The sequence below is a fragment of the Shouchella oshimensis genome (genome assembly GCF_004375095.1).
GTDB lineage: Bacteria > Bacillota > Bacilli > Bacillales > Bacillaceae_D > Shouchella > Shouchella oshimensis.
In genome coordinates this window covers 870,134-889,057 of record NZ_SNUX01000002.1, presented here as the reverse complement: position 1 = coordinate 889,057, position 18,924 = coordinate 870,134, and the positions used below count along the sequence as shown (strand labels likewise).

Below are 18,924 nucleotides of genomic sequence, written 5' to 3'. Positions count from 1 at the left end.
CTATGATTGCTCCTTTGCTTGTTTTCCTTTACGCTTTCGAATAAGAGCAAACAGCGCGATCCCAACAACCACTGTGTTGAAAACCATCTGATGTTCAAAATAAAAATCACCGATTCCTCGCATTGGTCCAAGCATAAAATCTAAAAACATATCTGTCATCTTTGTTTCCTCCATCCATTATGGGAGAAGGAAGAGCAAGCTCTTCCTTCCTCGTATTGTCGTTATCCCTCTTCCACAGGAGTGAGTAATACTTTAATCGCCTCGCCACTTTTGATGGCTTGATAAGCTTCTTCCCACTGGGTGATGTTATATTCATGGGTCACAAGTGCTTTTGCATTGACATTTCCTCGGTTTAATAATTCAAGGGATGGCTGCCAATCTGCATGCTTCTGACTTCTTGTGCCAACCACACGAATCTCTTTTTGAACAATCTTCTCTAAGTCAAATGGTATTTCCGGAGTCGCAAAGATTCCAACTTGACAATATTGTCCTTTTTTCCGAAGAAGATCGAGCCCTTGCTTCGCTGCAGGTACTGCTCCTGAGCACTCATACACAATGTCCGCTCCGTACCCATCAGTTATGCTATCAACAACGTCTTTCAAGTTCTCTTCTTGAATATTTACGACATAATCAATTCCAAGTTCCTTCGCTTTTTCTAAACGAATCTTATCACTATTTAAACCAGTAATAATAACCTTGGCACCTTTACTTCTTGCAACTTGAGCAGTTAACAACCCAATGGCTCCTGGACCAAGAACGACGACGATATCACCTGGTTTAACTTCCGTTTTCTCAACGGCATGATACGTACAAGCTAGTGGCTCTGTCATTGATGCCGCCTTATAATCGACTCCCTCAGGTAGCTTGTGCACGCTCGCTTCTCGTGCGATAAGGTAGTTCGTAAAACCGCCATCTTGTTGAGTGCCAAGCCCTTTTCGTCGACTACACAAGTTGTAATCTTTCGTCTGGCAATAGGCACATTCCCCACAAATGGAATACGTTGTTTCTGAGGTCACACGATCGCCTACAGCGACTGATGTAACTGCTTCGCCTACTTCAACCACATCCCCAGAAAATTCGTGTCCCAGTGTAACAGGAACACCCACTTTATAATGTCCTTCATACGTATGAAGATCGGTTCCACAAATACCCGCATATCGTACTTTAATTTTCACTTGTTCTGCCGCCGGTATAGGTTCTGGTTTTTCTTGTATCTCTAAGTTCCCGAATCCGTGATCTGTTTTAACCAGTGCCTTCATAGTGATTCATCCTCCTAATAGCAGTCCGTTCCGTTAATAAAACAGACCGAAAAATCTAACAATGATCCAGTTCACGATGTTTCCACCTTGGTCAATACTTGATATCATGGCTGAATCTGCAGGCATATTAAAGCTTGCATCTTGCGCCATCGTTGTAAAGAGAGGTGCCATATCTGTCGCGATATATAATGAAATGGCAATCATCACGGTACCAACGATAACAGAGTGTACAATATTTCCGCGGGCAGCACCAACGATGAAAGCTACAATAAATGGAATCGTTGCTAAATCACCAAATGGTAAAAGCGCGTTTCCTGGAAGCAATACTGCCATTGCCACTGTAATTGGAACAAGGATAAGGGCAGTTGAGATAACAGCCGGATGTCCTAGTGCTACAGCTGCGTCTAGTCCAATATAAATTTCTCGATCACCAAAACGTTTATTTAACCATTCGCGTGCTGATTCAGATACTGGTAATAAGCCTTCCATTAAGATCTTCACCATACGTGGCATTAAGACCATAACGGCTGCCATTGCAATACCAATCTCAACAATCTCACCAACGCTGTAACCAGCTAATGCACCAATCGTTGCACCTAGCACAAGGCCAATGAACATTGATTCCCCTAAAATACCAAATCGTCTTTCAATGGATTCAGGATCGGCGTTCCAATCTTTAACTTTAGGAATTTTTTGTAACCCTTTTACAAGAAAGATTCCTGGCGCATAAGAGATCGTACTACCTGTTGCAATGGATACACCTGGTAAATCGTAGAACTTGCTCATCATAGGTGCTGTCCAATCTGCTACTTTCAAACAAACAACTTGGAATAGAATAGCAGATAGTAATGAGATGAAAATGTTTCCTGATAGTACATATACCATTGCTGCTGTAAATGTATAATGCCAGAAGTTCCAAATATCTACGTTCATTGTTTTCGTTGTTTTTGTGACTAACATAATAACGTTTACTGCAAGCCCTAGTGGAATAATAAATGCAGCAACGACTGATGCCCATGCAATAGATGAAGAAGCTGGCCATCCTACATCAATAACGTTTAATTCAACACCTAACCGATCAACCATTCCTTGAGCAGCTGGTCCTAAGTTATTAACAAGCAAGTCGACAACAAGAAATATACCTACAAAAGCAATTCCAATGGTTAAACCTGAACGAAATGCTTTACCTGGCTTTTGTCCAAATACTAATCCGAGAATAAAGATAGCAACCGGTAGAATAACCGTTGCACCTAAGTCTAAAAATCCTTGAATGAAGTTAACAAATCCATCCATGGTCGGTCCTCCTTTAAGTAAACGGAATTTCTAAATGGTAGAAATTCCGCTTTCATTCTTCTTTGTTTTACGCCTTTAGCGCGTCTAAAATTTCTTGTTTCGTTTTATCGGTTCCAATACCTGTTAAGAAAGAACGGGCATTAATGACAGGAAACGGGTATTCTGTTTGAGTCATTGCTGTTGTGACAAGTAGGTCGGCTGTATCACGATGCGCACCTACTTCGGAAATTTTAATTTGTACTAAATCAACTGGAATTTTATGTTCCTTTGCCATTTCTTCAATTGCACTATTAACCACCGTTGATGTTGCAATACCTGCGCCACATGCGACCAATACTTTTTTCTTTGCCATACTAATTTCCTCCTTGTGCAGTCAATTCTAGACTGTCATCTATTAATTTTTTCACTTCTTCTTTTGATGCTGCATGAACAAGTTGCATAAGCTTACGTTCATTTTGAAACAACTGCATCAATTGTTGTAAAAGCGATAATTGCGCATGTGCTTCCTTCATAGCTAGCATAAATACAATCTTAACTTCCACTTGCTCAGAAGGGTCGCCACCCATCATCCCAAACGGAATCGGCTCTTTTAGGCGACCAATGCTAATGCTTTTTTCATTGACGTGTTCAACATCTGTGTGAGGAATAGCAACTGCCACTCCAGCAGTAGGCAAGCCCGTCGGATACTCTTTCTCCCGTGCGATAATCGCTTGAACGAAACTTGTTTTTACAAGTCCTTCACGAACAAGGTTGTCTGCCATTTGCTTTAAAACGCTTTCCTGATCCGTTGCCTCAATATCGAGTAAGATCGTTGATTCATCTAAACGCATTACGATTTCACCTCTGTTCTCTACTCCTCATCCATCGAATAAGCCATAATCATCGTTTCTATGTCTTTTATCGACGATGCTGTTAAAAATAATTCCCGGTCTTTTTTGGTAGCGGCAAGCTTTATGAGCTGCCGTAATGCTCGAATATGTTGATGTTTGTCTTTAGCAGCGATAACAACTAATACTCTTATCTGTTCTTCTTCTGAAAAATGAACAGGTGTTTTTAACTGTAATAGACTCATTCCTGTTTGGATAACGCCTTCTTCTGGTGCCGCATGTGGAATCGCTAAACCTGGTCCAATGATAATATAAGGATCACGATCTTTATTGGCGACAAGCGCATCAACATAGCGAGGTTCTACAATTCCTTTTTCAATAAGGGGTTTAGCCGCAAGCTTTAAGGCTTCATCCCAATTTGGTACAGTATCCTCTTGCTGTATCATGTCTGTTGTTAAAAAAGTCTCTAGTCCATTCTGAAAGGATTCGTCCCGATACGCTTTACGATCTTCTGGAAAAAAATATGCATGAAGCGCTTCTTTTAAATCGCTTTCATTTTCAATAGTAGCGTAGCCGCTAATCATGTCCATTAATTGATCAATTTGAATCGTCATCGGCTTGTAACCGTGAATATCTTGCATCACTTGTTGCTTTAATCGATGTTTTTCTTCTCGACTCAAAAAGGCTTTTGTCACGTATACCAGCTTATCGGTTGCTAAAGGCGTTTGGGAGAAGATAATGTCATACGATAATTCATAGACATTGAATTGCCTCACAGACAAGGAATCAAGAAAGATAAACTCTGGAAAGAGTTCTTTTAATTCTTTTAACATTAAGCGAGATACAGAAACGCCTTGTGGACAAACGACAATCGCTTTTGTTTTTTTGGAAATGCTCTCACCTTGACGCGTCATCCAAGAACCAATGAGCATCGTTAAGTAGATGGCTTCTGTCTCAGGAATCTCTTTGCCAAACAGCTCTTCAAGAGGGCCTAAACTACGTTTAACAAGATGGTGCAATTCCCGGTATTCAACGCTAAACGGATTCTGAACCGTCTCTATCTCCGTCAATTGATAGCGGATTCGATAATACGCTGGTTTTGTATGCTGAACAAGTTTTTTCAACAACATTTCACGCTCTTGTAAATAAATACAGGCGCTTTTTTCAAAGGACCGTAACATAGTCGAAAGGGCTGGTAGTAAATCAGGAATAGAATCATCCTCTACTATTAAATCTGCCCAATGGACATTTGCGGTAAGAAGGTGTAGGGCTATAAATAGCCGCTCCTGCTTAGGTACGTCTGTCATGTTTTGAAAAATAAACTCCGTTGCCTGATACTCCTTTGTATCGGATAGCTCTTCATATTCAATTGAAAAAGGTTCAAGACCACAGCCACTTGTAATTCGTTTTAAAACAAGAAGAAAAATGTACGGCATAGCTAACAATTTTTCATCTGTAAAGCGAATACCTAAACGTTTCTCCACTCTATCAATTCTTCTTTTTAACTCTTCAATTTCTTCTTTTTTTATACTTGCTACATCTTCCAACCATGTCGTATCTTGACTAGAATGCACAGCTATATCGACTAAATAGATGAGCAGCTTCCGTATATGAAGCTCTTTTCCTTTTAAACGATAGCCGTTTCGACGTGAATAATGAATATCAAGGTTATGGTCTTTTAATCGATTTTGAACACGTTTTAAATCATGAAGAATGGTATTCTTGCTGTATCCTAACTCCGATTGAAAATGATATAACGATAATTCCTCTTCACTAGCGAGTAACATAAACAGAATGTAGTGGCATCGCTGTTCTTCCGTTAGAAACCCTTGATCCTGTGTTGTGTTTGTTACACTCGCTGGTTGGCGTGATAATGTTGAAAAAACAGACTGATCAACAATGAAATGACCTTGCCTTGTTCGTTCTATCTCAGGCAGATCTTCAGATACAAGCCATTCATTAATCTTCTGAATGGTATAACCAAGCTGGCGTCGACTTAAATCATGTTTTTTCTCTAATACGCCGCTTGTTATTTGCCTATTACTGATGATCTCATTGAGAATTTTTTGGCTACGATCATTCAGTGCCAATGCAATCCCTCCTTTCTTAATGTGATTGTAGCACCGATCCTCAAAGGAAAGTATGCGCTTTCATCCCAACTTATCGAACTTCTTTTGTACATCATTGTGTTTTACAAACCAAATTCCAACTTTAACCATAACTTGAAAATGGTGAACCTGTTTACAACATGTTAAAACCGCTCTCGTTCTTACTTCTTAATTGATAGCGAATTCTATAGCGTCCATCCTCATTTTTTAATTCACTCCCTCGATAGCCCTTCTGTAGTAAATGGCGTTGCTCCTCTAGTGCCGTCAATTCTACTTCCTTCTCCTCTAAAACGGTAAAGTTAGATGGATTATTAAGGTCTTTTAAAAAAACAAATCGAAGTTTTCCTCCATACTTCTCTTTTAACGCAACCACTTCAAGCCCTTGTTTGAACTTATCAATTAAACTAGCTAAATTGGTGGGGGCTACCGTTGCACAAATGAACGAGTATGAACTCCCTTCATTAACAAGATTCTGCATCAACCAATTGCCCATTCTCTGTTGGAGACGGTTCCCCCTAAATTCAGGGTGAACAAGTGAAATCTCTTGATATACGACTTGATTCAATTGGTCTTTCGTTAAGCCTGCATCAAGTCCCAGATGTTCAGACTCCTCACTTCTCGGTTTTAGAAGGGCTCTAGCGGCGATAAGTTGTTCCTTACAAAACACACCAACCATATAGCCTTCACCTGTTAGTATTCGTTTAAATTCTTCCTTCGTAAGTGTGGAGAGTTGATCTTTCTGTTTAAGATTCATAAAGACTATTTCCTGCAATCGGAGTAAGGCTTCTATTTGTTCCTCACTTATCTGTTTCAGATGTAACTCGCTCATCTCTTCTTTCCTCCCTATTTCGTCTGTAATCTTAGATTGTTTGCAGGATCACCACAGTAGCTGTCGAACTGAATGACAATCTCCCTTCTGAAAGGAGGACTGTTCATGAATACGCAGGAAGCGATTGGAATTGCCCGTGACTGGGTGCGTCATGTTGGTTCCCAGCAAAGTGGCTTTAAAGGGGCATATTTAGCTGGATCTGTTCTAACATATCCACGTCTTGCTCTATGGCCACTTTCATCGGATATTGACATTATAATTGTCTCAACAAATAAGCAAGATAAAAAGTTGGGTAAATTCCTCTACAAAGGGCTTTTACTCGAAGTGACGACGTTAGATTACACATTATTTCTTCATAAAGAAACGATACTCGCAGACTATCATGTAGGTTATAGCTTCGCCCATACGATCGTCCTCAACGACGTAGACGACGTTCTTGTCCCTTTACAAAAAGAGGTAGCGCGAGAATTTTATCACATTGAATGGGTGTACTGTCGTTGTGAGCAAGTAAAAGAAAAAAGCATAGCTGGATTAACAGCCATACCAACTTCTGCTCCATTCCATGAACAAGTCATGAGCTGGCTCTTTCCAACAGGAGTTTTAGCGCATTTGTTTTTAACGGCAGCGCTTGAGAACCCAACTGTACGAAAACGCTATACAGCAGTCCAAGCAGTTCTGAAACGGTTTAACATGGACGACGTTTATGAAGCACTTCTTAAGCAACTGCGTGTAGAATCAATAGCTAAATCAACAGTTCAATCTAGTTTGGAATTGTTAGAAGAGACATTTGCCCTTGCTGCCGAACAAGCCAAGACCCCTTTTTTCTTTTCCGGTGATATTACACCATCAGCGAAACCTATAGTCGTTGAAGGGAGTCAGTCACTCATTGATAAGAATCAATACCGAGAGAGTTTCTTTTGGATCATCGCCACTTTCTGTCGCTGCCATATCATCTTGGCAACGGACGCTCCTCATCTACACGAGGAACGTCTCCCTTACTTTAAACAAGTCTTGTCATCCATTGGTATAACAACTGAAGATGACCTCTATTCAGCTGCCTTTAAGACTCTTTCTACTGTTGATTATTTTTGGGATTGTACACGCGCATTGATTGAGAACAACCCAGACATTATAAAGAAAAAGCACGGAGACTAACTGTTCTCCGCGCTTTTTCCTAGTTAGCGTCCATTCCAAATAAGAGGACGAAGGTCTGTGTCAGGACGTAAGCTTTGTATAAATGCCACCAGTAGATCAATTTCTTGTTCCATGTCTTGTAACGACACAACTTCCCGAGGCGCATGCATATATCGTAACGGCAACGATACAAGAACGATGGGTACACCTTCACCGGTTAATCGTAGTTGATCTGCATCCGTGCCTGTTCTTCTCGGTGTTAATTCATACTGAATCGGAATATTTCGTTCCTTCGCTATTTGTAGCAAGTGTTCATTTGCCTTTTTATTAATTGGAGCACCTTTAGCAAGCACTGGACCTCCTGCTAACGTTACATCACCAACTCTACCTATTTCGGCGGTTGGATAGTCTGTTGCAAATGTGACATCCAATGCAATTGCTAAATCCGGTTTTAAAGCTGAGCCTGCAAAATAAGCACCGCCCATATTTGTCTCTTCATTAACCGTGCTGACGCCTTGGACACACACTTCTGGGAGACTGGACGCAAGTCGCTTCATGACTTCAGCAACGATAAATGCACCTGTTCGATTGTCCAAACCACGACCAACTACACGATTATTACGCAAGTGAGAGGGTTCTATTTTATACGTAATTGGATCACCGATAGCTACTACTGATTGAATCTCTACAGCACTCTCAGCACCGCAATCGATAAAAAGATCATCCATTGTTAAGTCTGCATTTGCTCCACCATGGTGTTGAGCATTTGCCCCAAACACGCCATTAAGTACCCCGTTCCTTCCATGGATCTCCACTTCCATCCCTAATGCAGGTAAGGGACTTAAACGACCTAGCTCTTCTACATAGATAAAGCCTGATTCATCAATGGACTTCACCATAAAACCAATTTCGTCACAATGCCCTGCTAGGAGTACGCGAAATGGAGCATCTGGATTAACCGTTGCGATTGCGTTTCCAGCTAAATCTGTAGTTACATCCTCCACATAGGTTTGCATATACGTTAGCCATTTTTCTTGAATCGCCTCTTCATGCCCTGAAGGTGAAGGGGTTTTAAGAAGTTCAAACAAAAACGACGTATTCATTGATCATCAGTCCGTTTCCTTTTAAAAGTCAGCTACGAGAAGTTCTTTCCTCTCCTCATTCCACAAAAAGTAAAACTGCTCTCCATCCACTATGAAAAAGGGTGTCTCCTCCACCAATGATCCCCCATCCATTGGAAGAATGATAGCCGCTAATTCGTTTTGCTGGTTTATTTTCAACATTTGTTCGTCTGAGTATGCATAATACCCATAGCCAAATTCATCTGCTGTTTGAAACGAAACCGATTGGATGACCTGCTCATAAGGTTGAGCCAATATTGATTCAATCTCATCTAAAGAGCCCACATTGGTCACAAGCTCTTCTTCTATTCGTTCTCGCTCCATTTCCTCAGCATCCTCTAACAAATGAAAAGAGTTGGATTCAATAAACAAGTCGTCGCCATCATTCTCAATTTGGACGACCCCTTGATCGCTGTTCTCTCTTAGTACAGAGATTTCAGTTCCAAAGGGTAACGTCATAAGAGCTGTAGACGCTTCAGACGACGTATATAACGAAGTACCGTCTGAATGAATGACTGCTTGTACTGGTTCGTCATAATCAACCCAATGATCCGCCGCATCTTCTTCGTCAACTGTTGAAGGTTGGTTATCAGACTCAACAGCCGTTGAACTTTCTTCAGCATCAGCAGCAAAAAGTGGACGGACCGCCACCAGATAAGCTGCAACAATAAATAAAGCTGCATAGAGAACAAGCTGACTAAAAAAGACAATGGAATGTTTCTTTTGCTCCTTTTGTTTAGCATGCTTCTTTTTCCCAGTACCCCGTGGCGCTAGAGCTGTTCCATCTTCTTCGCTCTCTCTTTGTTCGACTTTGGCAACCGAGCGCTGCATTTTCAGCTCTTCTTTATGCTCTTTTTTCTCTTGCTTGGACAAGGAATTAAAAAATTTAATATAGGCTTCGTACTCTTCAATCACTTTTTCCTTATCGCCAAACGAGCGCATTTCACCATTATGAAGCCAAAGAACCCGATCAGAGATGTTTTTTATTTCTTTGATGTTATGACTAATAAAAATAATGGTTTTACCTTCTGCTTTAAATTCATCAATTTTATCTTTACACTTTTGATAGAACGTTTTGTCCCCAACAGACAGCGCCTCATCCACGATTAAAATATCTGGATTGGTATGAGCAGAAATCGCAAATCCTAGCCGTGACTTCATACCAGACGAGTAATTTTTTACAGGCTGCTGAATGAAATCACCAATGTCAGCAAACTCCTCAATTGATGGCAATAAGCGCTCAATTTCTTTTTTTGAGAAACCATGCATGAGACATTTTTGCTCAATGTTTTCATGACCATTTAATTGATTGTTTAAGCCAACGTTAATAGCAATTAACGACGTCTCACCATTCACATCTAACGTTCCTTCAGTAGGAGGAATAACTCCTGCTAAAATATTGGAAATGGTTGACTTCCCAGACCCGTTAATACCTACAATCCCAATGGTTTCACCTTCAAAAATTTCCAGAGAAATGTCGCGTAGTGCATAAAAATCACGATTTTCTTTTTGCATTTTTGGCAAGAACATTGCTTTAAGCTTTTCACTATTGCTTGTAAAGAGTGTATATTTTTTTGTTACACCGTCTAATTTCATTTTAGGATTCATCCACAAAATCCCCTTTATAAATAATCAACAAAACTGTTTTTAAATTTCTTAAAGACTGTTGCACCTAAGAAACCAATTAAAAGTATTACTGTCCAGAAATAAATCATGTACGTAATATTTTCAAAAAACCACGTTCCGCCTATAAATGAGTCCCTAAAGCCATTTAAAATATAGTAAAACGGATTTAATTGTAAAATTGGAAGTAAACGTTCAGGCATTGAATCAGGGGCCCAAATGATTGGACTTAAAAAGAACATCATTCGCATTCCTGCTTCAAGAAATTGATAATAATCTCGTACGACGGTAGCTAGAGTCGCTGAAAATATGGTAAACACATAAAGAAATGCATATAAACAAAGAAAATAATACGGCAATTGGAGCAAATACAACCCTGAGAAAACCGAATATATGGCAAGTACAATGCACAATATACCGAGCATTACAAAGAAGCTAACGGAATTACCAGCAATTGTAATGGTCGGCAATACACTAACAGGAAACTTCATTTTTGATACCATATTAATTTTTTTGTGAATGCTGTTAGATCCTTGCAGTACTGTTGGACTGATAAAAAACCAAGGTATTAGTCCACACATTAAATAAACGAAAAAAGGCGTATCGCCAACATCTTGTCCTTGTCTTATGCCCAGTCCAAAAATAACAAAAAAGACCACGACTTGCATCAGCGGACTAAATAACTGCCAAAAAGCGCCTAAGTAATGGAGTCGAAACTTACTTTTCTGTTCAAACGCTGCAAGTCTCCAAATTAAGTGCTTATTTTCGTATTGCTCTTTCAGCAATTGTAATAAGGCTTTCATCATCCGTACTCCTTAACCTTTTCAAATTCCATTCAAACTTGTGCACGACATTTTTTGCACCTGTCTATCATATCACTTTCAACTCTAAATCGCTATTTTGGATGTTACCGTTCGTTGACAATAAAAAAACTTGCTAGCAAAGTCCTAACAAGTTTTTCATACTTAAAGCCTTCTGCTTTATGCTTCTGACTTCTCATTGTACATCATCCATAAACCAATATCTTCAAAGCCAATGTGCTTATAGATCACCCCAGCACTTAGGTTATCGTAAAATAAACAAGCTTCTTTTCCTTCTGTGAACAATTGCTCACATAAGTGATGAACACAAGCCGATGCATAGCCGTTTCTTTTATAATCCTCTAAAGTGGCGACACCAACAATCATTGCTGAGTGAGTATTTTCAGCAGTAGTGGAAGCGGATGAAACGATTTTATCATCTTGACGTACGAAGCATGCTCGTGAGAAACCTGTCGCTAATTCGCGTTGTTTCTGTTCAGCCGTTTTCGGAATGGACTGACTAAATTCAGGAATTTGATCCAGCATCATGAGTAATTCAGCTGCATCTTGGGGTTGGGCTGTTTGCACCTTTTCTAATGAAGGGGCGTTCTCACTCTTTGTCCTTGCGCACTTTGCATAGTACATTTGTCTTTTAAGAAGAGACTTTTTTAAATACGGTTCAAGTTGTTCTGTCACGTCTTTTAAACCAGACAACCCTTTAAAGGAAGAATCCTTGTTTATGATTTCGGCAAATCCTTTGGCATCGTAGGAGCCTTCTGCAAACGGAACATAGCTTGTATGGAACTTTAACAAAACAGCGACTAATTGATTGTCTCTATTAAATTCTCCCCATACCGTTTGAAAATCTGTTTCCATTCCATATGCTTCAATATCACCAATAATAAACAAGTTCTCCGCTGGCTTTTTCTTTACGAAGTCTAAGCATATGTCTTGATCGTTCATATCTAATTGTCTAATCATTTGTCTCCCCCCCTTGAAGTATTCTATAGTTTACAAGTATTCTGTTAGTAAAGCTAGTTTTTTTAAGGAGTTTGGATAAATGAATCACATGGTAAAGGAAGTTTGTCTTGAGAATGATACGCACGTTCGTAAAGCCATTCAATTTGGAGCACAACGAATTGAACTATGCGACAACTTAAATGTGGGCGGTACTACTGTTTCAATAGAAACATGTAAACGAGTAGTCGCGATATGCAAAGAAAATGGGGTAACGGTTATGGCACTGATTCGCTGTCGTGGAGGAGACTTTATTTACAATGAGGCTGAACTAAGGGAAATGGAGGCATCCATTTCATCATTTAAACAATTTGGTGTGGATGGATTTGTGTTTGGCTGTTTAACGCCAGAGAATAAACTTCACGTGCCTCATATGCGAAGATTGTTACAGCTTGTGGATCCACAAACGGTTACGTTTCATATGGCGTTTGATCAACTTGCAAACCCATTCGAAGCCATTGATCAGCTTTCCCGATGGAGGGTAAAACGTATCTTAACTCATGGTCCTCATAAAGAAATTGAAGAAAACCTTACAACTTTAGCCGCTTATGAGACATATGCAGACGAACGCATTGTCATCATGCCAGGTGGAGGTGTAACGAAAGATAATGCTTCTCATATTGCGGCTACTACAGGTGTAAAGGAACTACACGGGACTAGAATTCTTTGGTAGCTTATTTAAATAACTTCTGCTGAAAAGCATACACAACCGCTTGCGTTCGATCATCAACATCCAGCTTTGATAAGATGTGGGATACATGTGTTTTTACTGTTTTAATCGTAATAAAAAGCGTATCGGCAATTTGCTGATTGGTTTTCCCATCGCTCATAAGCTTTAAGATTTCTTTTTCGCGGTTCGTTAATGATTGGTGCAACGATTCCTCGGTGCGGAAGGAAGAGATCATTTGAGCCTGAACTTTTTCATCAAGTACAGCTATCCCTTGTGCTGTTTTTCGAATCGCATCAGCAATCTGCATCGCTGTGGACGTCTTAAGAACATAGCTTTTCGCCCCTGCCTCTAGTGCAGGACGAAGCTTATCATTATCAAGAAAACTCGTGACAATAATAATCGTTGCCTCTTTCCATTGTGTAATAATTTCTCTTGTTGCTTCGATTCCATTCATCCCGTCCATTACTAAATCCATTAAAATAATATCTGGTCTGAGTTTCAGCGCTTGTTCGACCCCTTCTTTTCCATTACTGGCTTCACCAACAACAGAAATGTCTTCTTGGGTTGATAAAAAAGCCGCAACACCGAGGCGTACAGTCTCATGATCATCCACAAGCAATACGTCAATCACGTCGTTTCCCCTCCTTCAATAATCGGTACTTTCACTTCAATACTCGTTCCTTGCCCTTCCACACTTATCATTCGTAACATCCCACCGATTTCTTCTGCACGCTCTTCCATACTATGTAGACCGTAGCCGTGTGGCGAAGATGTCTGATTAAAGCCTTTCCCATCGTCGGTAATTTTTAGTAGAGCAAAGTCATCATACCGGTCATAGAACACGCTAATCTCATTTGCTTCTGCGTGACGTAACGCGTTAGCAATAGCTTCTTGGGTGATGCGGAATAGCTGGTCCTCTACACCTGGTTTAAGAGAAAGAGAACGAATCCGAACCGAGAAATCAATCTGGTGCTTCTCTGCTAAATCTGATGTCAATTGTTCCACGCCTTCTTTAAACGATTGATTCTCCAGTTGAATGGGTCGTAACTGGAGCAAGAGCGCTCTCATATCATTTTGTGCATCGTTCACAACTTTTTCAATCTGTTCACATCGAGCTTGTAGCGCTACAACATCAACATTCTTTTGATTAACTGCTGCAGATAATAACATCGATGCTGCATAAAGCTGTTGTGAAACGGAATCATGTAGTTCTCTTGCAATACGGTGTCGCTCTTTAAAGACAAGTTCCGATCTCAGCTTTGACTCATTCTCCGCCCATTGTTCCATCACACGTTGAGAGCGGTCTGCTTGATTACGAACTCTTGTTTCAAGTTCTGCAATGAGCATTTTAGCATCATTAAAATCACTGGATACTTGATTAAGTTGCTGTTTGCTTTCCTTCGTATTGCCATTAGCAACGTGCACTAACGTAGCATGTAACGCACGAACGTCTTTTTTCCAAATAACAGCAAGCATGCTGTAGACAATCAGTGCAAGGAGTATAAAAAACAGAATAAGCCATACGAAAATCGGCACGTTATACGTTAATTCATTTCGAAGCAATAGCTGTTCCCATTTAACTAAACCGTTTTTTTCAACATAATAGAAAAGGAAGCCTACTAGAAGTAATGGCACGAAAAAGACAATCATACCAACAGAACGGACAGCCTTCATCGATACATCACCTCAATATCTCCCGCAACAATGGACGTATAAATTCGCAGTCGACGAGGAGCATCTTGATACGAGTCATTTACGACTTTTACGTTTTGATTAAACCCTATTTTATGGTTTCCAAATAGATCTGTCTGACCAAATAAACAAGCGTGCTCCACAGATACACCTGCATCATAAGGCACATAGAGTTTGGTACTCCCAATAAAACCCCGGATAATGACAATCGTGTCTCCTTTTGGGAGGACGGTGTTTTCAAAATGAATTTCCGTTGTACCAATACCTGTGTGGATATTAATATCATCACTGCGAAACCCTTCATGGTTTAATTGCTGATCTCCGAGGAAGGTGTTTTTAACAAACGCCTCTCGACTATCATTCGAAGCTTGTTCATTAATCGCTATTTCCATTTTAGTTGGTTTACTTGCCTTTTCCCAAAACAAGTAAAGCATGTAAAACAATGCACCAAAGACCAGTAGTAAAAAGAAAAACGAAGACAACAGCGTTAAAATAAAGATGACCAGTCCTCCGTAGAACAGGACTTTTCCTTTTTGCTTGCTCATTCGCTTTAAGCCATAATAAATCATCGCCGCAGATCCTACTAATACAATAAACGGAGCTACATTAATAAGTAGCTCTAATGCCGTTGCAGCAAGCAGGGCAAAGAAAATATAGGCAACATAATCTGTTCGGTTTCGCTTCACTCTCTTTGCCCTCCTCTGCGTTTATAATCAGCCTTTAGTATACTACAAACTACTTTTCGTTCTCCTGCTTTTCAGCAAGTTTTTTTATTTCTTTATCAAAATCAAGAACCTGTCTTGGCTCGTGGTCACTTTTGTCTTCCTCATATGCTTCAAATTCATCGTTTTCTTCCGCATAATACGTCCATTTTGACGCATGCGATTCAGCACGTGATTCTTCAGCTCTTGCAAAATCAGTAAGCTTCATTCGTTCCATTTTCTTTTTTAGAAAGTAAAGCTCTCTTCCTTTTTCTTCGAGCTTATTCACACGCTCACGCTGTTCTTCGTATGACTCCTTGTACTCACGAGCCAACTCCTGATAGCCGTTTATTTCAAAATTCGCTCGTTCTATTAAATCCGTTGCTTGCGATTGTTCAGCAATGACCAATTGTTCTTTTCGCTTCTTTAACATAGTCTCTGCTTCTTGCCACTCATTATAGAAATACTGCTCAAGCTCTTGCTGCTTCTTTACTGTTTCTTTCCATAACTTCATTTGCTTATCAAGCTGCTTAGCTTCTTGACCTCTCTTTTCATCCATTACCGGCTTCTTTTTACTTTTCTCTAATACTGCTTCAATATCAGCTGATACTTGCTCTTTTATTTGCTTTAAGATTGACATCTTCTACCTCCTGCATTCATTAAAATTTATCATAAGAATAATCTTTTGTTTCTTTCCATTTGTCATAAAGCTTTAACAATAAGTAAAGTGCTACGACTCCAATCATTCCTGGCAAACTACTAATGCCTACTAGGACACCAATAACGAGTACAACCCACCAAAGTACCTTCATCACAACGGCTTCACTTAATGTTGCTTGACGCCACCCTAAGTAAGCAAGTCCAGCACCTGCTACTAATCCTAACATCGCTCCTAGTGATGAAAGCAAGATGATGGAAAGTGCAACAGCACCGAGAATGATCCATCCTTTTGTTGTCATTACGTCACCTCCTGTCGATTTGTTACTACTAGCATACGATTCTGACCGACCCTTAGAAACGAGCTGAAGAACGATTTAGCTCTCAGTCTAGAGGCTGATATTGAAAAAACCACTACCTGAATGGTAATGGTTTGATTTTAGAATAAGAGTGGAATAAGTAGTGCGCCAAAAAGAACTAAAACGATTGTGCCCCCTAGTCCTGCTACAAACAAACGGGGTCCTATTTCTTGAAAAGCACGAAACTTCACATTTAAGCCTAGACCTGCCATAGCCATTGCAAGCAAGAAATAGGCAATGCCAAGTAGCCACTGTACAGCATCTTCATGTAAGAAACCAAACGTTTGCACAAGACTCATCGCCAGAAAACCAAAGACAAACCATGGGATTGGTAACTTTCGAAACGAAAAAGATTGAGCGACCTTTTTCTTCCGTTCAAACCACCACATTATGAAGATCATCAGCGGTAGTAATAACATAACTCGAAGCATTTTTACAATGATGGCATGATTTTCGGCTTCAGTACCCCCAATGGAAGAAGCAGCAACGACATGGGCAATCTCGTGTAACGTACCACCTGCAAAGATGCCATACGGTTTATCTTCTGGTACAAGAAGTGGATAAAGACCTGTATAAATAAGTGTAAACAACGTTCCTATCAACGCGATTGTCGCAATGGATAGGGCAACTGCTTTTTCCTGTGCTTTCACTACTGGCGCTATAGCAGCAATTGCCGCAGCACCACATATGGCTGTTCCTCCTGCAAGCAGAAGGGCAAATGAAGGATCAATTTTTAATTTCCTGCTTAGTCCATATAGAGTAAAAAAAGCAATAGAACTTAAAACGATGGCATAAAGAAAACCGGTTAAACCCAAACCTTGAATAGCAAAAAAATTTAACCGTAGTCCAAGTAAAATAATTCCTATCCGCAAAAGAATTTTTGAAGAAAACGCAATCCCCTCTCCACCATTCTGAGCTGCCTTTGTGTAATTCCCTACAACCATTCCAATTACAATTGCTAGAATCAACGATCCCACCATTGTTAATCCTGGCACTTTTGCTAGCAAAGTGGCGATCGTCGCAAGTAATGCGGTCAACCCAACTCCGATAGCCTTCTGTTTAGTCATGTTGTTCACTCCCTAACTACTTAATCATAAGAACCCCCTCGCTATTTGTAAAATAAATAAGTATAATAACATTTATTAAAAAAACTAATAAAAATGAGGTCAAACAATGAATATAGATGAAATAGAGACGTTTATTACACTGGTCCAAGAAAAAAATTTCACAAAGACGGCTGAGAAACGATCCCTTTCACAACCTACTGTGAGCGTGCAGATCAAAAATCTAGAAAATCAGTTCCAAACTCAGTTTATTCGTAGAACAACGAGACAAATCTTTCTTACAGAGGATGGTCATTTCTTTTATAAAGAAGCATTAAAGATCCAAAACATTTACCGTACTATCCATGAAAGCTTGTACGCCCGTCACCATGAAGCTTCAGGACTATTAAAGATTGGTGCTAGCTTCACGATTGGCGAATATCTATTGCCACAGATGATTGCCTCTTTAAAAGGGCTTTATCCAAATCTGACGTTTGCTATTACAATTGCCAATACGGATACGATTATGCAAAAGGTACAGCACTTCGACGTCGACTTTGGCCTTGTTGAAGGGACCATTAAAGCAAAAAACATTGAACAAACACCTTTTAAACATGATCAGCTTGTTATCATCTGTTCAACCCACGATGTTGAGAACTATCAAACCGTACATGACCTTCAAAATCAACGGTGGGTCATACGTGAAGAGGGTTCGGGCACAAGAGAATCTTTTGAAGCATTAATCGAAACCTTTCAACTTACGATACACTCTTCCATTACCATCAGTTCCACTCAAGGTATTAAGGAAGGGGTTAAAAACGGACTAGGCTTGGCTCTTATTTCGGAATCGGCTATTCAAGAAGAACTCCGTAATGGTTCTCTTCAAGTGTTAAATCATTTACATATGAATACAGCAAGACAATTTTCCTTTATCCATCGTCAAGGCGTTCCTGTTACGAAAAACACAAACCTCTTTCTCAAACATGCATTACCCTCAAAATGATTCCGCTACATTCCGACTTTCTCCTCTATGCATTTGACCTAATCTAGTAAAAACGAGCGTTTGTCCCCTTTCTATTGCCTATGCATGAAAGAATTCTCTACATACAGTATTAACATAGCAAAGCGAAAGGAGGCGACACTAATGGGTTATGGATACGGAGGAAGTTACTCTGATTATTCTTATTCAAACGGTTGTGACTGCTCTACTTTATTCAAACACATCGCTCGTGGAGAACACGTAAAAGTGGTTCTTAAAGGCGGCGGTAAAATTAAAGGTGAATTTGTAGATGTACGTGGCAACGTTGTTAATCTAGCAAACGTTGATTGTGACGACAAATGTAAAAAAGCGAGAATCGTTACAATTTGTTGTGACGACATTGCAGCTGTAGAAGTTTAAAAAAAATAAGAGAATGCGGAAGGAGCAATTTGAAAATGGGTTATGGAAATAATTATGGCTACAATTCTTGTGGCTGCGGAAATTATGGTTCAAATAACTACGGTTCAGGCGACTGCGGTTGTGAAACATTTTTCAGAAACATCGCGCGTGGTGAACATGTAAAAGTTATTTTAAAAGGTGGAGACAAAGTAACAGGTAGCTTTGTAGGTATTGATGGCGATACTGTTGAATTAGCAAATGCTGACTGCCACTCTCACGATCACTGTAAATGTGATAAGAAAAAAGTACGCATCATTACCATCTGCTGTGACCAAATCGTTGCTGTAGAAGTCTAATTAAGAAGGCCTAAGTGTCCAAGCACTTAGGCTTTTTTAGTATTGGGAACTTTTTTA

The 18,924-nt window shown here is 39.9% G+C and carries 22 protein-coding genes; 5 read left to right on the top strand and 17 right to left on the bottom strand.

The features are described from left to right. From E2L03_RS20400 to E2L03_RS10355, 7 genes are all read right to left on the bottom strand, one after another. A complete protein-coding gene (locus E2L03_RS20400) occupies positions 1-174 on the bottom strand; it encodes a hypothetical protein (RefSeq protein ID WP_208394350.1) in 174 nt (57 codons plus the stop codon). 47 nt (positions 175-221) lie between these two features. After that, positions 222-1,259, bottom strand: coding sequence for a zinc-binding dehydrogenase (locus E2L03_RS10380; RefSeq protein WP_134259135.1), 1,038 nt, complete (start codon positions 1,257-1,259; stop codon positions 222-224). Positions 1,260-1,292: 33 nt separating this feature from the next. After that, the gene (locus E2L03_RS10375) at positions 1,293-2,552 is read right to left on the bottom strand and encodes a galactitol-specific PTS transporter subunit IIC (RefSeq protein ID WP_038477596.1); all 1,260 of its coding nucleotides are present in this window, start codon (positions 2,550-2,552) and stop codon (positions 1,293-1,295) included. Between the two features lie 67 nt (positions 2,553-2,619). After that, a complete protein-coding gene (locus E2L03_RS10370) occupies positions 2,620-2,904 on the bottom strand; it encodes a PTS sugar transporter subunit IIB (RefSeq protein ID WP_035394863.1) in 285 nt (94 codons plus the stop codon). Position 2,905: 1 nt separating this feature from the next. After that, positions 2,906-3,382 (bottom strand): PTS sugar transporter subunit IIA, encoded by a 477-nt coding sequence (locus E2L03_RS10365; RefSeq protein WP_038477594.1) that lies wholly within the window; start codon positions 3,380-3,382, stop codon positions 2,906-2,908. Positions 3,383-3,402: 20 nt separating this feature from the next. Then, positions 3,403-5,469: a BglG family transcription antiterminator gene (locus E2L03_RS10360; protein ID WP_055735659.1), complete on the bottom strand. Its 2,067-nt coding sequence runs from the start codon at positions 5,467-5,469 to the stop codon at positions 3,403-3,405. A 151-nt stretch (positions 5,470-5,620) separates the two neighbouring features. Beyond that, the gene (locus E2L03_RS10355) at positions 5,621-6,316 is read right to left on the bottom strand and encodes a GNAT family N-acetyltransferase (protein WP_134259134.1); all 696 of its coding nucleotides are present in this window, start codon (positions 6,314-6,316) and stop codon (positions 5,621-5,623) included. Between the two features lie 105 nt (positions 6,317-6,421). On the opposite strand from E2L03_RS10355, the gene E2L03_RS10350 reads away from it, so the two are divergent. Continuing rightward, positions 6,422-7,471, top strand: coding sequence for a hypothetical protein (locus E2L03_RS10350; protein ID WP_134259133.1), 1,050 nt, complete (start codon positions 6,422-6,424; stop codon positions 7,469-7,471). Between the two features lie 23 nt (positions 7,472-7,494). Here E2L03_RS10350 and E2L03_RS10345 read toward each other — a convergent pair whose 3' ends face one another. The 4 genes from E2L03_RS10345 to E2L03_RS10330 form a co-directional block, all read right to left on the bottom strand. Continuing rightward, on the bottom strand, positions 7,495-8,553 hold the full coding sequence (locus tag E2L03_RS10345; protein ID WP_134259132.1) for a M20/M25/M40 family metallo-hydrolase: 1,059 nt from the start codon (positions 8,551-8,553) through the stop codon (positions 7,495-7,497). 21 nt (positions 8,554-8,574) lie between these two features. Continuing rightward, complete coding sequence (gene tagH / locus E2L03_RS10340) at positions 8,575-10,179, bottom strand: teichoic acids export ABC transporter ATP-binding subunit TagH (protein WP_124741537.1); 1,605 nt, start codon at positions 10,177-10,179, stop codon at positions 8,575-8,577. A 14-nt stretch (positions 10,180-10,193) separates the two neighbouring features. Continuing rightward, positions 10,194-10,997: an ABC transporter permease gene (locus E2L03_RS10335; RefSeq protein WP_055735655.1), complete on the bottom strand. Its 804-nt coding sequence runs from the start codon at positions 10,995-10,997 to the stop codon at positions 10,194-10,196. 177 nt (positions 10,998-11,174) lie between these two features. Continuing rightward, positions 11,175-11,975, bottom strand: a complete 801-nt coding sequence (locus E2L03_RS10330; RefSeq protein ID WP_134259131.1) for a GNAT family N-acetyltransferase — start codon at positions 11,973-11,975, stop codon at positions 11,175-11,177. A gap of 79 nt (positions 11,976-12,054) precedes the next feature. On the opposite strand from E2L03_RS10330, the gene E2L03_RS10325 reads away from it, so the two are divergent. Then, complete coding sequence (locus tag E2L03_RS10325; RefSeq protein WP_055735653.1) at positions 12,055-12,684, top strand: copper homeostasis protein CutC; 630 nt, start codon at positions 12,055-12,057, stop codon at positions 12,682-12,684. A 1-nt stretch (position 12,685) separates the two neighbouring features. Here E2L03_RS10325 and E2L03_RS10320 read toward each other — a convergent pair whose 3' ends face one another. The 6 genes from E2L03_RS10320 to E2L03_RS10295 form a co-directional block, all read right to left on the bottom strand. After that, positions 12,686-13,312, bottom strand: coding sequence for a response regulator (locus E2L03_RS10320; protein WP_055735652.1), 627 nt, complete (start codon positions 13,310-13,312; stop codon positions 12,686-12,688). Next, the gene (locus E2L03_RS10315) at positions 13,309-14,355 is read right to left on the bottom strand and encodes a sensor histidine kinase (RefSeq protein ID WP_124741536.1); all 1,047 of its coding nucleotides are present in this window, start codon (positions 14,353-14,355) and stop codon (positions 13,309-13,311) included. The genes E2L03_RS10320 and E2L03_RS10315 overlap by 4 nt, the downstream gene beginning before the upstream one ends. Beyond that, positions 14,352-15,059 (bottom strand): cell wall-active antibiotics response protein LiaF, encoded by a 708-nt coding sequence (gene liaF, locus E2L03_RS10310; protein WP_134259130.1) that lies wholly within the window; start codon positions 15,057-15,059, stop codon positions 14,352-14,354. The genes E2L03_RS10315 and liaF overlap by 4 nt, the downstream gene beginning before the upstream one ends. A 49-nt stretch (positions 15,060-15,108) precedes the next feature. Further along, the gene (locus E2L03_RS10305; RefSeq protein WP_035394879.1) at positions 15,109-15,714 is read right to left on the bottom strand and encodes a hypothetical protein; all 606 of its coding nucleotides are present in this window, start codon (positions 15,712-15,714) and stop codon (positions 15,109-15,111) included. Positions 15,715-15,733: 19 nt separating this feature from the next. Continuing rightward, positions 15,734-16,033: a lmo0954 family membrane protein gene (locus E2L03_RS10300; RefSeq protein ID WP_038477569.1), complete on the bottom strand. Its 300-nt coding sequence runs from the start codon at positions 16,031-16,033 to the stop codon at positions 15,734-15,736. A 137-nt stretch (positions 16,034-16,170) separates the two neighbouring features. Next, positions 16,171-17,157, bottom strand: coding sequence for a YeiH family protein (locus E2L03_RS10295; RefSeq protein ID WP_134259129.1), 987 nt, complete (start codon positions 17,155-17,157; stop codon positions 16,171-16,173). A 106-nt stretch (positions 17,158-17,263) separates the two neighbouring features. Between E2L03_RS10295 and E2L03_RS10290 the strand changes: the two genes are divergently transcribed. The 3 genes from E2L03_RS10290 to E2L03_RS10280 all read left to right on the top strand — a co-directional run bounded on the left by E2L03_RS10290 (position 17,264) and on the right by E2L03_RS10280 (position 18,867). After that, a complete protein-coding gene (locus E2L03_RS10290) occupies positions 17,264-18,136 on the top strand; it encodes a LysR family transcriptional regulator (protein WP_055735647.1) in 873 nt (290 codons plus the stop codon). A gap of 84 nt (positions 18,137-18,220) precedes the next feature. Next, positions 18,221-18,532 carry a hypothetical protein gene (locus E2L03_RS10285; RefSeq protein WP_166740269.1) on the top strand — a complete coding sequence of 104 codons (312 nt, stop codon included), beginning with the start codon at positions 18,221-18,223 and terminating at the stop codon, positions 18,530-18,532. Positions 18,533-18,567: 35 nt separating this feature from the next. Then, positions 18,568-18,867: a biotin protein ligase-related protein gene (locus E2L03_RS10280; RefSeq protein ID WP_038477557.1), complete on the top strand. Its 300-nt coding sequence runs from the start codon at positions 18,568-18,570 to the stop codon at positions 18,865-18,867. Positions 18,868-18,924 lie beyond the last annotated feature (57 nt).

Coding starts and splice junctions, on each gene's coding strand:
- E2L03_RS10355 (WP_134259134.1), bottom strand. CDS start 6,316: ATGAGCGAGTTACATCTGAAACAGATAAGTGAGGAACAAATAGAAGCC.
- E2L03_RS10330 (WP_134259131.1), bottom strand. CDS start 11,975: ATGATTAGACAATTAGATATGAACGATCAAGACATATGCTTAGACTTC.
- E2L03_RS10335 (WP_055735655.1), bottom strand. CDS start 10,997: ATGAAAGCCTTATTACAATTGCTGAAAGAGCAATACGAAAATAAGCAC.
- E2L03_RS10280 (WP_038477557.1), top strand. CDS start 18,568: ATGGGTTATGGAAATAATTATGGCTACAATTCTTGTGGCTGCGGAAAT.
- E2L03_RS10295 (WP_134259129.1), bottom strand. CDS start 17,157: ATGACTAAACAGAAGGCTATCGGAGTTGGGTTGACCGCATTACTTGCG.
- E2L03_RS10325 (WP_055735653.1), top strand. CDS start 12,055: ATGAATCACATGGTAAAGGAAGTTTGTCTTGAGAATGATACGCACGTT.
- E2L03_RS10350 (WP_134259133.1), top strand. CDS start 6,422: ATGAATACGCAGGAAGCGATTGGAATTGCCCGTGACTGGGTGCGTCAT.
- E2L03_RS10365 (WP_038477594.1), bottom strand. CDS start 3,382: ATGCGTTTAGATGAATCAACGATCTTACTCGATATTGAGGCAACGGAT.
- E2L03_RS10370 (WP_035394863.1), bottom strand. CDS start 2,904: ATGGCAAAGAAAAAAGTATTGGTCGCATGTGGCGCAGGTATTGCAACA.
- E2L03_RS20400 (WP_208394350.1), bottom strand. CDS start 174: ATGGAGGAAACAAAGATGACAGATATGTTTTTAGATTTTATGCTTGGA.
- E2L03_RS10290 (WP_055735647.1), top strand. CDS start 17,264: ATGAATATAGATGAAATAGAGACGTTTATTACACTGGTCCAAGAAAAA.
- E2L03_RS10315 (WP_124741536.1), bottom strand. CDS start 14,355: ATGAAGGCTGTCCGTTCTGTTGGTATGATTGTCTTTTTCGTGCCATTA.
- E2L03_RS10345 (WP_134259132.1), bottom strand. CDS start 8,553: ATGAATACGTCGTTTTTGTTTGAACTTCTTAAAACCCCTTCACCTTCA.
- E2L03_RS10380 (WP_134259135.1), bottom strand. CDS start 1,259: ATGAAGGCACTGGTTAAAACAGATCACGGATTCGGGAACTTAGAGATA.
- tagH (WP_124741537.1), bottom strand. CDS start 10,179: ATGAATCCTAAAATGAAATTAGACGGTGTAACAAAAAAATATACACTC.
- E2L03_RS10300 (WP_038477569.1), bottom strand. CDS start 16,033: ATGACAACAAAAGGATGGATCATTCTCGGTGCTGTTGCACTTTCCATC.
- E2L03_RS10375 (WP_038477596.1), bottom strand. CDS start 2,552: ATGGATGGATTTGTTAACTTCATTCAAGGATTTTTAGACTTAGGTGCA.
- E2L03_RS10305 (WP_035394879.1), bottom strand. CDS start 15,714: ATGTCAATCTTAAAGCAAATAAAAGAGCAAGTATCAGCTGATATTGAA.
- E2L03_RS10285 (WP_166740269.1), top strand. CDS start 18,221: ATGAAAGAATTCTCTACATACAGTATTAACATAGCAAAGCGAAAGGAG.